13 protein-coding genes and 2 tRNA genes are annotated in these 14581 nt (G+C 39.8%); 5 read left to right on the top strand and 10 right to left on the bottom strand.

All coding sequences use genetic code 11. From position 1 onward, the window contains the following. Positions 1-14: 14 nt before the first annotated feature. The 5 genes from hisA to hisB form a co-directional block, all read right to left on the bottom strand. Positions 15-746, bottom strand: a complete 732-nt coding sequence (gene hisA / locus ABLB96_RS01350) for a 1-(5-phosphoribosyl)-5-[(5-phosphoribosylamino)methylideneamino]imidazole-4-carboxamide isomerase (protein WP_002052186.1) — start codon at positions 744-746, stop codon at positions 15-17. A gap of 94 nt (positions 747-840) precedes the next feature. Further along, on the bottom strand, positions 841-1482 hold the full coding sequence (locus ABLB96_RS01345; protein ID WP_348895843.1) for a 3'-5' exonuclease: 642 nt from the start codon (positions 1480-1482) through the stop codon (positions 841-843). Positions 1483-1568: 86 nt separating this feature from the next. After that, positions 1569-2117 carry a DUF805 domain-containing protein gene (locus ABLB96_RS01340; protein WP_348895842.1) on the bottom strand — a complete coding sequence of 183 codons (549 nt, stop codon included), beginning with the start codon at positions 2115-2117 and terminating at the stop codon, positions 1569-1571. Between the two features lie 152 nt (positions 2118-2269). Next, positions 2270-2887, bottom strand: coding sequence for an imidazole glycerol phosphate synthase subunit HisH (gene hisH / locus ABLB96_RS01335; protein ID WP_348895841.1), 618 nt, complete (start codon positions 2885-2887; stop codon positions 2270-2272). Beyond that, entirely contained in the window at positions 2887-3480 is a 594-nt protein-coding gene (hisB, locus tag ABLB96_RS01330) for an imidazoleglycerol-phosphate dehydratase HisB (RefSeq protein WP_002116767.1), read from the bottom strand. Before hisB ends, hisH begins: the two co-directional genes overlap by 1 nt. A gap of 103 nt (positions 3481-3583) precedes the next feature. Between hisB and ABLB96_RS01325 the strand changes: the two genes are divergently transcribed. The 3 genes from ABLB96_RS01325 (at position 3584) to ABLB96_RS01315 (ending at position 4350) form a co-directional block, all read left to right on the top strand. Continuing rightward, on the top strand, positions 3584-3967 hold the full coding sequence (locus ABLB96_RS01325) for a GNAT family N-acetyltransferase (protein ID WP_002052206.1): 384 nt from the start codon (positions 3584-3586) through the stop codon (positions 3965-3967). A 105-nt stretch (positions 3968-4072) separates the two neighbouring features. Further along, positions 4073-4148, top strand: a tRNA-Phe gene (locus ABLB96_RS01320). 126 nt (positions 4149-4274) lie between these two features. Then, positions 4275-4350, top strand: a tRNA-Phe gene (locus ABLB96_RS01315). 173 nt (positions 4351-4523) lie between these two features. On the opposite strand, the gene ABLB96_RS01310 is transcribed toward ABLB96_RS01315, so the two are convergent. From ABLB96_RS01310 to ompR, 5 genes are all read right to left on the bottom strand, one after another. Beyond that, positions 4524-4955 (bottom strand): GNAT family acetyltransferase, encoded by a 432-nt coding sequence (locus ABLB96_RS01310; protein ID WP_348895840.1) that lies wholly within the window; start codon positions 4953-4955, stop codon positions 4524-4526. A 130-nt stretch (positions 4956-5085) separates the two neighbouring features. Then, positions 5086-6600 carry an acetyl-CoA hydrolase/transferase family protein gene (locus ABLB96_RS01305; RefSeq protein WP_348895838.1) on the bottom strand — a complete coding sequence of 505 codons (1515 nt, stop codon included), beginning with the start codon at positions 6598-6600 and terminating at the stop codon, positions 5086-5088. A gap of 35 nt (positions 6601-6635) precedes the next feature. Then, positions 6636-6764, bottom strand: coding sequence for a hypothetical protein (locus tag ABLB96_RS01300; protein ID WP_348895868.1), 129 nt, complete (start codon positions 6762-6764; stop codon positions 6636-6638). A 27-nt stretch (positions 6765-6791) separates the two neighbouring features. Next, a complete protein-coding gene (locus ABLB96_RS01295) occupies positions 6792-8249 on the bottom strand; it encodes an ATP-binding protein (RefSeq protein WP_348895837.1) in 1458 nt (485 codons plus the stop codon). A gap of 17 nt (positions 8250-8266) precedes the next feature. Beyond that, complete coding sequence (ompR, locus tag ABLB96_RS01290) at positions 8267-9031, bottom strand: two-component system response regulator OmpR (RefSeq protein ID WP_000060753.1); 765 nt, start codon at positions 9029-9031, stop codon at positions 8267-8269. Between the two features lie 645 nt (positions 9032-9676). Between ompR and ABLB96_RS01285 the strand changes: the two genes are divergently transcribed. Together ABLB96_RS01285 and ABLB96_RS01280 are read left to right on the top strand one after the other, a co-directional pair. Continuing rightward, on the top strand, positions 9677-12028 hold the full coding sequence (locus ABLB96_RS01285) for a Tex family protein (protein ID WP_348895836.1): 2352 nt from the start codon (positions 9677-9679) through the stop codon (positions 12026-12028). A 303-nt stretch (positions 12029-12331) separates the two neighbouring features. Further along, positions 12332-14521 carry a SulP family inorganic anion transporter gene (locus tag ABLB96_RS01280; RefSeq protein ID WP_348895835.1) on the top strand — a complete coding sequence of 730 codons (2190 nt, stop codon included), beginning with the start codon at positions 12332-12334 and terminating at the stop codon, positions 14519-14521. The last annotated feature ends 60 nt before the right edge of the window (positions 14522-14581 follow it).

The raw sequence follows: 14581 nt of genomic DNA, 5'->3' as shown, positions 1-14581 counted from the left end.
TTACATCTTAAAAATTAAAGACGGTTTTCATCTAACAAAAGCTGAGCTTCACGAAGGTTTAGAGTACCTTCATAAATTGCGCGGCCTGTGATTGCACCTAAAATGCCTGGCTTGCCTTTTAAGTTACGAACATCATCAAGGTTAGTTACACCACCTGAAGCAATGACTGGTAAACCTGAGTATTGCGCCAAGTTTACAGTTTGCTCAACGTTTACACCTTGCATCATGCCGTCACGAGCAATGTCTGTATAAACAATGCTAGATACGCCAGCATCTGCAAAGCGTTTTGCTAAGTCAGTTGCTTTAACATCAGTAACATTTGCCCAGCCGTCAGTTGCCACCATACCATTCATGGCATCAATACCAACAATGATGTGACCAGCAAAGCGTTTACACGCTTCTTCTACGAATTCTGGCTCTTGAACTGCTTTTGTACCAATAATGACAAAAGTCACGCCAGCTTCTAAGTAGTGTTCAATCGTTTCTAATGAGCGAATACCACCACCAATTTGAATTGGCAATTCTGGCTGAGCTTTAGCAATCGCCTCAACAACAGGTTTATGAATAGGAGTACCTGCGAAAGCACCATTCAAATCAACCAAATGCAAACGACGTGCGCCTTCATTTACCCAATGCTGGGCAGTTGCAACTGGGTCGTCAGAGAAAACGGTATCGTCTTCCATACGCCCTTGTTTTAAACGCACACATTTACCATCTTTCAGGTCAATTGCTGGAATGATTAGCATGCTTTCGCTCCTTGCTTCATCATGTTTATGAAATTGTGCACATCTTAGCAAAGTATTGATCAATCGCTAAGCCTTAGAAAAGACTTTTATAACTTTACGCTTGAAGTGCGGTTTGAATCGTTTGTGAAATGTGAGCCGGTAATAGGTTTTGTTTTCTAAGCTCTAAAAACACCAGTAAGGCAGCATAAGCATCGGCGGCGGCATAGCTGATTTGCTGTGAGCTAAGTGGCTTCTGTGCCCAATTTGATGTTCCAACTTTTTTCGACTTCGCAAGATACTGCCCAAACAACAGTGCTACTGCTTTTTGTACGCCCATTTGCTGTTTATAGCCAAAGTGACTAAAACCTTTGGCAAGGTCAATGCAGCTTTCAAGCTCTATGCCTTTCTTATGAAAAATATGTTTATCATTTTTAAGGCCAAAACCAACTTTAATTTGTTTTTGATTTGACAAAATAGGCTGTAAAAACTTTAAAGTCGATGAATTTACATGAAATAAATAGGCTTTGTGCTCTGTGGCAAGCTGAATTAAATGCGGACCTGTCGAGACTTCACCCACCCGAAAAGTCGGTTTAGACTCTGAATCAAACCCTAAAATTGCAGCGGCTTTTAATTCTTTTTCAATACTTTTGCATTGCGCAATATTTTCAATCACCACAATATTCTGGTGGTTAAGATTTTTAAAAGGTGGAAGTTGCTGAATAGAGGCTTTATCAAGGAGGGAGGGGGCTTCGGACATATTGAACAGCGTACAAATAAATTGAGCTATCCACTTTATATATGAATAAAGCCTAGAGGACTAGGCTTTATGACTGTCTTTAAAAATTATTGAGACTGAGAAGGTGTGCCAATTTCAATACTTTCACTTTTTTCGATATAACTTTGATAACTCGGAACCATCATTGCAATAATAACTCCGAAAATAAATGCGAGTGGAATAATCACAATATAGATCCAGCCTAGAACACGCTCCCAACCAAGAGTTGGGCGTTTTGGGCCATAATCATTGGTACCTTCAGTACCTTTTGCACAGAATAAATAAATGGCAAAGCCAATATTTACGAATGGTACGAGCATGAGTAAAGATAACCATCCTGTATTATTACGGTCATGCAAACGGCGAATGGCAAAAACGAAGCTGATATAAAGGCCGACAATATAAATAATGACAAAAGAAATTATACCCGGCGCAGTAAAGCCTGGAATACCCTCATTTTGTGTAAATCCAAAAGTAAAAGCAATAAGCAGCATGGCGATAAGAAGGACTAACGTAAATAAGAATGTCCAAGCAGCATAAGAGAGTCGTCCGAAACGACCATTTGCCTTAAAAGGTGAATCCTGCTGAATAGGCTGATTTTCAAAAGGTGAATTCATTGTGTTTATCCTGATCATTTGGTTTTATTTAAAAGTATAAATATTCAATATTTTGTTGAATAAAATATCATTCTATAAATGATTGCTTATTATTATAAATAAAAAAAAAGATCAGGCCATCTCGACCTGATCTGTTTAAAGCTTTCGCTAAATTAAATATTCCATTCCACAAAGTTTTTAAGTAACTGCAAACCAGCAGTATGACTTTTCTCTGGGTGGAATTGAGTCGCAAATAAATTATCTTTGTGAATTGCTGTGCAGAAGTTCACGCCATATTCGCATGTTGCAGCCACAAGTTTTTCATCTTTAGGTTCAACATAGTAGCTGTGTACAAAGTAGAAGCGAGCATCTTGTTCAATGTTGTTCCACATTGGATGACTTGGGTCCATTTGGTGAACTTGGTTCCAACCCATGTGCGGCACTTTCAAACCTTCCATTTGAGGGAAGTGTTTTACTACGCCGTCAAAAATGCCTAATGCGTCTACACCGCCATTTTCTTCAGAGCTTTGTAGCAATGCTTGCATGCCTACACAAATCGCAAGCACAGGTTTATTAAAAGCAGCTTTGCGTACGACTTCATCAATACCTGCTTCACGCATGCCTTGTATACAGTCACGCATTGCCCCAACACCTGGGAAAACAATTTTGTCGGCTTGTGCAATTAATTTTGGGTCATTGGTTACATCAACTGTAGCGCCTACATGCTCAAGTGCTTTAGCAGCTGAGTGTAAATTGCCCATGCCATAATCAAGCAACGCAATACGTGTCATTAGAGGCTACCTTTTGTCGATGCAATCGTGTTTTCTGCACGTGGATCAACTTCACATGCCATACGTAAAGCACGAGCGAGCGCTTTAAATACACTTTCGATTTGATGGTGGCTATTTTTGCCCTTCAAGTTATCGATGTGTAAGGTCATAAGCGCATGGTTTACGAAACCTTGGAAAAACTCGGAAAATAGATCTACATCAAATGTACCGATGCGTGCACGGGTAAATGGAATATCCATAAATAAACCCGGACGGCCAGATAAATCTACAACGACACGAGATAAAGCTTCGTCTAATGGTGCATAAAAATGACCATAGCGTTTTAAACCTTTTTTATCGCCTAATGCTTGTGCAAAAGCTTGTCCAAGCGTGATACCACAGTCTTCTACGGTATGATGATCGTCAATCTCGAGGTCTCCATCACAATGAATATCGATATCAAATAAGCCATGTCGCTTGATTTGATCAATCATATGGTCTAAAAATGGAACTCCGGTGTTTAGTGTGCCTTGACCAGTACCATCGAGATTTAAACGAACTCGAATTTTGGTTTCATTGGTATTTCTAACCACTTCACTGATACGTTGCGTCATGGACACGTTCCTCAAAAAAACGTCAAAAATGATTGGATGTTAACGACAATTTCGCTGTGACGAATTCGTGACAGCATCATAGTTTGCTCAGGAGGGTTAATCAATGCCTATTACCGTACATGCTTATAGTTCTCTAGATAATTCAGAGATCCGCGATCAGCTTGAGCGACTGTATGATACAAGTCCGGAGTTTGGTGACGGGCACGATGCGATTGAACAACTTGAACAAGATTTACAGCAGTATACCACGCTATATACTGCCGAATTTAACACCAAAATTATAGGTGCAATCTGGTGTTCAGGACAAGGTGAAAGCAAGGTACTTGAATACATTGTTGTACATCCGGCTAACCGTGGCCGCGGGGTAGCAGAGCGCTTGGTAGAAGAAGCTTGTCGTATAGAAGAGTCAAAAGGCGTTAAAATTTTTGAACCAGGTTGCGGCGCAATTCATCGTTGTTTAGCTCATATTGGTAAATTACATAGCTAAAACGCTGTTCTAGTTGTGGCTATGATTTAAAAATAATCACTTGTTACAAAAAATACGGAAGTTGCTTGACGTCTTCTTATAAACATTGTTTAATACGCCCACTTCGGCGTGATAGCTCAGTAGGTAGAGCAACGGATTGAAAATCCGTGTGTCCCCAGTTCGATCCTGGGTCTCGCCACCATTATTTGTGTTTTCAATCCCTGATCCCATCAGGGATTTTTTTTAAGTATAAAAAATACTCATTTAAATCAGAAACTCAGGATAATTGTTGACTATTGTTCTGAGATACGGCTTAATACAGGCCATCGGCGTGATAGCTCAGTAGGTAGAGCAACGGATTGAAAATCCGTGTGTCCCCAGTTCGATCCTGGGTCTCGCCACCATATTCGAAAAAGCCCCATACATTTTGTATGGGGCTTTTTTCATGCGTATGTTTTATCTAAATAAATAATTTCACCACTTGTGGGTAAAATGAGATTTATCCACAAGCAGAGTAACTTATCCCCAAACTCAAATGATCTTTCCTAAAATAAGTTAAAGCTTAAAAAATAGCGCTCTAGTCGGGTGAGTTATCACGAATGAGCCTTTTGCCTAAACACACAGTTTCTACTTCTTCATAGCCGAGCTGTTCGTAAAAGTTCAGTACATTCAAATTATCTTTACGTACCAATAATTGAAGCTTTGGGCAGCCACGTGCCATAAGACGCTTTTCAAGCTGCTGAACAAGCGCTGTAGCGATGCCTAAGCGTTGTTGGTGGGGATGAACAGCTAAATAATTAATCCAGCCTCTATGGCCGTCATAGCCGCCCATAAGCGTGCCAATGAGTTGCTCGTCTTTAATGGCAACTAAAAACAAATCATCTTGCTGTGAGAGTTTCCTGAAAATATCGGTTTCAGGATTATTCCAAGGACGAGTTAGGCCACAGCTTTCCCATAAAATAACCACATCATCCAGATCTGCATTTGTAAATTGACGAATAATAAACATATGGATTTCTACTTTTTGTTTTGATGTGTTGAAAAGATAAAATAAAAATTCGGGCTTGAGCAGTGTTTTATCAATAATTTAAACAAATAAAAAAGCACCCCCTTAGGAGTGCTTGGATGAAATTAGTGATTTAAGCTGATTTTGCAACTGGTGCTGCTTGAAGCATTTGACCTGTTTCTTCGAAGTTTGCATGCCAAGACAATGCTTCACGAAGTAAGTGAGGAGTATGTCCACCTTTAGCACATGCACGATCAAAATAGTCATTCAATGCATCACGGTAAAGTGGGTGTACACAGTTGTCGATAATAGCGCGAGCGCGTTCACGAGGTGCTAAACCACGTAAGTCTGCTAGACCTTGCTCTGTCACTAAAATATCAACGTCATGTTCACTGTGGTCAACGTGGCTTACCATTGGCACGATAGAAGAGATGTCGCCGCCTTTAGCAATTGATTTGGTCACAAAGATTGCCAAGTGCGCGTTACGAGCGAAGTCACCTGAACCACCAATACCATTCATCATTTTAGTACCGCACACGTGAGTTGAGTTCACGTTACCGTAAATATCAAACTCAAGCGCAGTGTTAATGCCGATAATGCCTAAACGACGAACTAATTCAGGGTGGTTAGAAATTTCTTGTGGACGAAGTACTAATTTGTCTTTGTAAGCGTCGATATTGCCAAAAACTTTTTCGCCACATTTAGCTGAAAGTGTAATTGAGCTACCAGAAGCAAATTTCATTTTGCCTGCATCAATGAGTTCAAAAGTACAGTCTTGTAGTACTTCTGAGTACATGATGAGGTCTTCAAAATCAGAATCTTTTAAACCTGTTAATACAGCATTGGCAATAGAACCAATCCCTGCTTGTAAAGGACCAAGATTTTTCGGTAAACGGCCTTCAGCAACTTCTTTGTTAAAGAAAGCAATTAGGTGGTTTGCAATGCCTTGAGTCTCGTCATCTGGAGGCGTTACTGTTGATGGAGAGTCATGCGTATCATTAAATACAATACCAACGATTTTTGCAGGATCGATTTGAATTGCAGTTGTACCAATGCGCTCATCCACTTTTGTTAATGGAATTGGAGTACGTGTTGGACGATAAGTCGGAATATAAATGTCATGCAAACCTTCAAAGCTTTCGCTTAATGAAGTATTAATTTCAACAATTACTTTTTCTGCAAAAATAGCAAAGCTTGCAGAGTTACCAACTGAAGTTGTTGGAATAATGCCGCCATCTTCAGTAATCGCAATCGCTTCAATAACTGCAACGTCTGGACGTTTAAGTTGTTGGTTACGCATTTGCTCAACAGTTTCTGACAAGTGTTGGTCAATAAACATGACTTCGCCGTTGTTAATTGCGCGGCGTAAAGTGTTGTCTACCTGAAATGGCATGCGACGAGATAAAACACCTGCTTCCGTGAGTTGTTTGTCTAAGTCATTACCTAAGCTAGCACCCGTAATTAATGTGATTTTTAACGGATTTTTCTTTGCGTGCTCTACAAGTGCTTGTGGAACGGCTTTAGCTTCACCGGCACGAGTAAAACCACTCATACCAACGGTCATTCCATTTTCGATGAATTGCGCAGCTTGTTCAGCACTGATGACCTTGTCATGAAGAGAAGCTAGGCGAATACGACTTAAAGACATTGGACATCCTCAATATTGTCAAAACATACGGGATTTTAGCTATGAAAAAATGAAAAGTGCATAGGTGTTAGGCTAAGGTCTAATTTTTTAAATAAATGTGGGTATAAATTATTTTTATGGTTTTTATTATATTGATTTAAAAAGTCTTTTTTTAAATTTAAAATGGCGCTTTAAATAGTCGATTGATCAAATTAAAAGCGCTCGCTTAAAGTTTGTTTAATTTTTTCCAAAGGATTGGGTGAGGTGTTTTCTGGAGTTGCTGGTTTTGGAATAGGTAGTGAAATAATAACCTCTAAACCGCCTTGTTCACGGTTGTGAATCTGGATTTCACCTTCATGAATGTCGACAATACGTTTAACAATTGCAAGGCCCAAACCACTACCTTGAATGGTTCTAGCAGAGTTGCCTCTTACAAAAGGCTGCATTAATTCTTCTATTTGATCTTCCGGAATACCTTCACCGTTGTCAGCAACCGTAATCAAAATATGTTCATTTTCAACTTTTGCACTGAGCTCAATTGGCTCGGCACCATAACGTTTTGCGTTATTAATGAGGTTGGCAATGAGGCGTTTTAAAGAGAGACTGCGTGCAGGAATAATGGGAACATCTTGCATCTCGAAATGAATATCAAGTGGTTTAAACTGCACGATCAATTCTTGCAATAACATATTGATATTGGTGTCTTTCAGTTCTTCATCTGAACCATCACGCATATACGAGATGAACTGATTCAAAATTGCATCCATATCATCTACGTCATAGACCAGACCTTCACGTAAAAACTCATCTGGCAGCATTTCTGCAGTTAAACGAATACGTGTGAGAGGGGTTCTCAAATCATGGGAAATACCAGCTAACATAATCCGTCGTTCACGCTCAGTTTGATCGAGCGTATAGACCATGCGGTTAAAGGCTTGGTTGACTTGTCTAATTTCGAGAGGGCCGTGGTTGGTATCTAAATAAGGTGCTGTTCCTGACTTACTATATTCATTGGCAGCATTTTGCAAACGTCGCAAAGGACGGTTCATTTGTCTGACTAAAATTAAAATAATGATAGCCGACACCAATGGAACACCTACAATCCAGCCAATTAATAGCTCGGGACTATAGTTCGCATAGGTTTTTAAAGGTTCGCGCACCCAGTTCCCATGCATTTCAGGAGTTTGAATCCAGATACGTGGGCTAGGTTTAAACTGGAAGTAAACCGTAACATCCTTGGCACCAATCTCGTTGGCTAATTTTTGCTCGACCTGATTGGTAAAAATCTCAGCAATAACTTTATCGCGGACACTTGGATATTCTTTAGGATCGGTTACATATTCAATGCCAACCCGATTACGTAACCATGCATCGACGTCAACTTCATTATCGCCATGGAAAATACGTATGCTAGGGTTATTGACCAGCTCTAGTTCAACGGCCAGATAACGGGCATGTTGTTGGATTTCAGGTAAATAGAGAGTTCGCCAAAAAAACCACAATGACATAAATAGGCTGAAGAATACCACCAGCAGTACCAAAATAGTGGTACGCATGGCCGCAGATCGTGGCTTAATCTTGTCGAGAAAACGTTCCCATCTCGTCCGTTTACGTTCTGAATACGTAACATAATCGGTAAAGGTTTGTGGTGGAATTGGCTCTAAACTCACTCTATTTTATCTCAAGCTTATTCAGCACCGTCTGGAACAAACACATAACCTACACCCCATACAGTCTGGATGTAGCGTGCACGTGCTGGGTTGTCTTCAATTAAACGGCGTAAACGAGACACCTGAACATCAATCGAACGTTCCATTGCACCCCATTCACGGCCACGAGCCAAATTCATGAGCTTGTCGCGTGTTAACGGTTCACGTGGATGTTGTACTAATGCTTTTAATACCGCAAATTCACCAGTCGTTAAGGTAACGATTTGTCCTTCACGAGTAAGCGTACGGGTAGATAAATCTAAAGACCACGGACCAAAGCTGACCACTTCAACTTGTTGACTTGGCGCACCCGGAACCTCGCGCACTTGACGGCGTAATACTGCGCGAATACGTGCTAAAAGCTCATTTGGGTTAAATGGTTTTGGTAAGTAGTCATCTGCACCAGCTTCGAGGCCTGCAATACGGTCAGAGTCACTTCCACGTGCAGTTAACATGATAATAGGAGTATCAATGTTTGACTGACGCAAGCGACGACAGATACTTAAACCATCTTCAACGGGTAACATAAAGTCGAGAACGATAAGTGAAAATAACTCACGTTGTAATAAACGATCCATTTGTGAAGCATCATGGGCAGTTTTTACAACAAAACCTTTATCTTCTAAAAAACGTTGCAAGAGGGTACGTAAACGCACATCGTCATCGACCACTAAAATGCGTTCGACACGATCCGTTTCGTTATGTACGGTTTCAGGATGTTCAGCAGGTACAACTAAACTCATGATGTACTCCCTTTTAAAGTCATAATTTATATATTATTGGGTCGCTGAGGCTTATTGCCAGCAAGCCCTCAGTATAATGCTGATGTTCTTGTTAAGACTATGTATCAATTTGCTCAAAATTACAATTTTCGTAGGGGCTTGAAACCAAAAAACAACATCTTATGTCCATAATTTAGCAAAGCCTCAAATAAAAAACCAAACATTTAGTCATTAACATAATTCTTATTGCTTAAATTTTAATAAACAATTGTTTCAAATAAATTATTTAAAAAATAACAGCTATTTTTTTTATCCATTTTCTGTGGATATTGATAAGCTTCGTAGCTTTTATGTCACCGTTATTTATGTATAAAGATAAACAAAATTAAGTTTTTATACGCTGTAGCAATGTATCAATATGTTCATTTTCTCGTAATTTATATTAAAAATTTTGTTCTAAGGGTAAAAAGCACCCTTAATTTACTTTTTTAAAGCATTAAAAAGTTGGCTTGAAAGCCTGAATAAGCGCTTTTTTTGAAGATAAGAATGTGAAAAATTCATAGTCAATACAAAAAAACGTTTTGAATACGCAAACAAGTGTGGATTTTATGGGCTTGGTCTTTATAATCATTGCTTTTAAACTTTATCCTTGTGGGATCAAACACGATGACTGACTTAGTTCAGCAGTTGGCAAGTGAGCTTGCCGTACGTCCAAACCAAGTAGAAGCTGCCATCCGCTTAATTGATGAAGGTGCCAGTGTTCCATTCATTGCCCGTTACCGTAAAGAAGTAACACAAGGTTTAGATGATACGCAGTTACGCCAATTAGATACTCGTTTAGCGTATTTACGTGATTTATATGAGCGCCGTGAAAAGGTTATTCAGTCATTGCAAGAACAGAATAAATTGAGTGATGACTTGTTGGCGCGTGTGAATGCAGCCGAAACAAAAAATGCTTTAGAAGAAATTTATGCACCGTACCGTCCTAAGCGTACAAGTAAGTCTTTTAAAGCAAAAGAAGCAGGTCTAGGACCGATCGCCGAAAAAATTATTACAGAACAAGTTGACCCGACAGAAGCATTGGCTGGTTTTAGCCATGAAGACTATCCAGATGTTGAAAGTCAATTAGATGCGATCCAGCATATTCTGATTGATGATTGGGCACAAAACATTGCGCTTACTACAGAATTAAAAGCAACTTTTGCTAAAACAGCAGTATTAAAAAGTGCAGTTGCATCTGAAGAAAAGAAAGAAGTAGGCAAAAAGTTCCGTGATTATTTTGAATTTTCTGAAGGCCTAAATAAACTACCGTCACATCGTCTATTGGCTATGTTACGTGGTCGTCAAGAAAACGTACTTGGTTTAAAAGTGGATGGTGAAGATGATGCACCATTGGCACGTATTGAAACTGAATATAACCTTGAACAGGTTCAGCCACAAACGCGTCAAGACTTTTTAAAACAGACTGCAAAATTATTCTGGTTAGGTAAAGTTCGTCCTCAAATCGAACATTCATTACTTACAGAAAAACGTCTTACTGCTGAAGCGGAAGCAATGCAGGTATTTGCTGAAAACCTTCGTCATTTATTGCTATCGGCACCAGCGGGTAGCCGTACGACTTTAGGTGTTGACCCTGGTATTCGTACTGGTGTGAAACTGGCTGTAGTAAGCGATGCAGGTGACGTACTTGCACATAGCACGATTTATCCATTTGCGCCTAAAGAAGATAAAGAAGGCTCGATTGCTGAGTTAGCTCGTTTATGCCGTGAATACAATGTAGAGCTCATTGCGATTGGTAATGGTACTGCGAGCCGTGAAACAGAAGCTGTAGTTGCTGAAATGATGGCTGCAAACACAGACCTTAAATTAACACGTGTGACTGTAAGTGAAGCAGGTGCATCTGTTTATTCTGCAAGTGAACTGGCATCGGCAGAACTTCCAGAGCTTGATGTTTCAATTCGTGGTGCAGTGTCTATTGCTCGTCGCTTACAAGACCCACTTGCTGAACTTGTGAAGATTGACCCGAAATCAATTGGTGTAGGTCAATATCAACACGACGTAAATCAAACTGGTTTGGCCAAAACACTCGATGCAGTGGTAGAAGACTGTGTGAATGCTGTAGGTGTAGATGTAAATACTGCTTCACCAGCAATCTTGGCTTATATCGCAGGTTTGAACAAAGCAATTGCTCAGCAAATCGTTGAATATCGCAAAGAGCATGGTCGTTTTGATAACCGTCAAGCTTTGAAAAGCGTGCCACGTTTAGGTGAGCGTACTTTTGAACAAGCGGCTGGTTTCTTACGTATCCAAAATGGTTCTGAGCCATTAGATGCTTCTGCTGTTCACCCTGAAAGTTATGGTCTTGTCGAGAAAATTGTTGCCGCAAAAGCGACAACTGTTAAGGACATTATTGGTAATACCGAAATCATTCGTCAGGTGAAAGCCGATGAGTTTGTCGATGACAAATTCGGTTTGCCAACGGTTCAAGACGTATTGGCTGAACTTGAAAAACCGGGCCGTGACCCGCGTCCAGAGTTCCGCACTGCTAAATTCCGTGAAGACATTACCGAAGTTGGTCAGTTAACAGAAGGTATGCAGCTTGAAGGTGTTGTGACCAATGTGACGAATTTTGGTGCCTTTGTTGATATTGGCGTACACCAAGACGGTTTAGTTCACATCTCTGAATTAGCGAATGAATTTGTTTCTGATCCACATAAAGTGGTTAAACCAGGTCAAATCGTGCAAGTACGTGTTATGCAAGTTGATGCTGAGCGTAATCGTGTGAACTTGAGTATGCGTGCGGAAGGTTCGGCGCCTGTTAAGGCACAGCGTCCACCTCGTCGTGAGCAAAATAACGAACAACGTTCTGAACGTAAGCCACAAGGTAAGCGTCCACAACAGCCACGTAAAGATCAGGTTGAACGTCCACAACGTAGCAAACAAGAAAAACCACAAGAGCAAAAAATTGGTGGTTTTGGTGCCTTGTTACTACAAGCAGGAATTAAAGGTTCTAAATAAGAGCCTTGAGTAGACCTAAAAAAACCTCCCAAATGGGAGGTTTTTTTTATTGTTTTAAAGAGGATGTTTAAGGAATCATTCAATTCAGTTCATCAGAAATCGCAGTGGTAAAGATGAGGTGAATCTTAAGATCAACAAAAACGGTGTTAAATCTACAATCAACTCTACAACGTTATAGCATAACTCAACTTTAACCATTTTTAGTTGTCAGACAATATCAATAAAGCCTTGAAGTAAGTTCCTCACTTTCAGGCAGTTACATTAAAAATTGATTATTTTTTTATATTATAAATGGTTGTTTTTATGCCGGCTTTAGAACTGAAAAATAGATTTCATTTAAACGATCTCCTCTCGGGAGTTGTCGTATTTCTGGTGGCCTTACCCTTGTGTTTGGGTATTGCCTTAGCCTCAGGTGCTCCAATCATTTCTGGCATTATTGCCGGGATTGTGGGTGGAATTATTGTTGGCCTGCTGAGTGGTTCCCACATCAGTGTTTCGGGGCCAGCAGCAGGATTGACTGCGGTCATCCTTGTACAGTTAGACCAATTAGGCGGCAATTATGCCGCTTTTTTATTGTGTATTGTATTTGCAGGAATTTTACAAATTTTGTTTGGAATATTTAAGTTAGGTTTCTTTGCCAACTTTATTCCAAATAATGTCATTTTAGGATTATTGGCTGCAATTGGTGCTATTCTTATTGTGACGCAATTACCTTATTTATTTGGGTTGACAGACTTTTCATGGCAAAAAATCTGGACAAGTACACCTGATGCTTTTTTTCAGCATTTTGATGCGGGAGCTGCATTTATTGGGTTACTGAGTTTATTTTTAATTTTAGCTTGGGATAGTAGTCCGCTTAAGAAGTTAGCTTTACCTTCAGCTTTAATTGCTGTGGTGCTTGCAGCGGTTTTAAATTTTGTCTTAATGAATATTGGTTCACCTTGGGCAGTGCAAAACAGTAATTTGATTCAACTGCCAAATATATTGCAAGCGCCGCAAGAGGTTCTGGTTTTTCCCGATTTTAGCTATTTGGCCGAACCATTAATTTATACGGGAGCAATTACGCTTGCGATTGTGGCTTCGTTAGAGACATTACTAAACCTAGAAGCAGCCGATAAACTTGATCCTCAAAAACGTTCATCTCCACCTAATCGTGAATTATGGGCACAAGGGGTGGGTAATATTTTTTCTGGTCTCATTGGTGGAATGCCAGTTACCTCGGTTATTGTGCGTAGTTCCGTAAATGCAAATACGGGTGCGAAAAGTAAGTGTTCAACGATTATTCATGGCTTATTATTGCTGTTAGCGGTTCTGTTTTTTGTTCAACTCATGAACATGATTCCGTTGTCTGCTCTCGCAGCGATTTTGATTGTGACTGGTTTTAAACTGACACATCCAAAGCTATTTAAACAGCTTTACCAAAAGGGCTGGAAACAGTTTCTACCGTTTATTATCACCCTCGTTGCAATCTTGCTGACAGACTTATTAACCGGAATTTTGGTGGGGCTATTTACCAGTAGTGCATTTATTTTATATGGCAACTTCAATAAAGGCGTTCGTGTTTATAAAGAAAAGCATTTGCACGGAATCGTGACCCGCATTGAGCTTCCATCACAAGTAACTTTTCTTAACCGCTCAGCGCTTATTTCTGCATTGGAACATGTTCATAAAGATCAGCAGTTGATTATTGATGCTACTCAATGTGACTCGATTGATCCAGATATCTATCAGGTCATTCAAGAATATCAAAATGAAACGGCAGTTAAGCGTCAGGTTGATCTTAAGCTTATTGGGTTTAAGCAGCACTATGAAGAGGTAGATGATGCAGTTCTGGATATCTACATTAGTACTAGAGATTTACAGCGTAAATTAAGTCCACAGCAAGTTGTGACTTTATTGAAAGAAGGAAATGAACGTTTTGTAAAAAATGAACGTTTACAACGTGATATTTACCGTCAAATTCGTGTCACCGCAGATGAGGGCCAACATCCGATTGCGGCTGTTTTGGGATGTATGGACTCGCGTGCACCGACTGAAATGCTTTTTGATGTAGGTATTGGTGATCTATTTAGTTTAAGAATTGCGGGGAATATTGCAGGTCAAAAAGTACTAGGTTCACTTGAGTTTGCCTGTCAGGCTAAAGGTTCTAAAGTTATTTTGGTTTTAGGACATACCGACTGTGGTGCAGTGACTAGTGCATGTCAATTACGCTTACAGCAAAAACAAGTTTCGGATGTTAAAGAGATGCCGCATATTCAATATGTGCTTGGACCACTCATGCATTCGGTAGAAAGCGTATATAGCATTATGCAGCCACGTGAATTAAATAAAACATTTATTAATCAGGTGACGGCGATGAATGTTCATTACAACATCCAATACATTATTAATAACAGCACAGTACTTAAAGACTTACTAGACCGTGGTGAAATTGCAATTGTTGGTGCGATTTACGATGTTAAAACAGGACATGTTGAATTTTTAGATGCGTAGACGAGCCTAAATAAAAAAGCGCTTCTTAAGAAGCGCTTTTTTATTTTTAACTCAACTTAA

Source organism: Acinetobacter sp. XH1741, assembly GCF_041021895.1.
Classification (GTDB): Bacteria; Pseudomonadota; Gammaproteobacteria; order Pseudomonadales; family Moraxellaceae; genus Acinetobacter.
The sequence above is the reverse complement of the archived record's forward strand: the minus strand, read 5'-3'. Positions and strand labels throughout refer to the sequence as shown.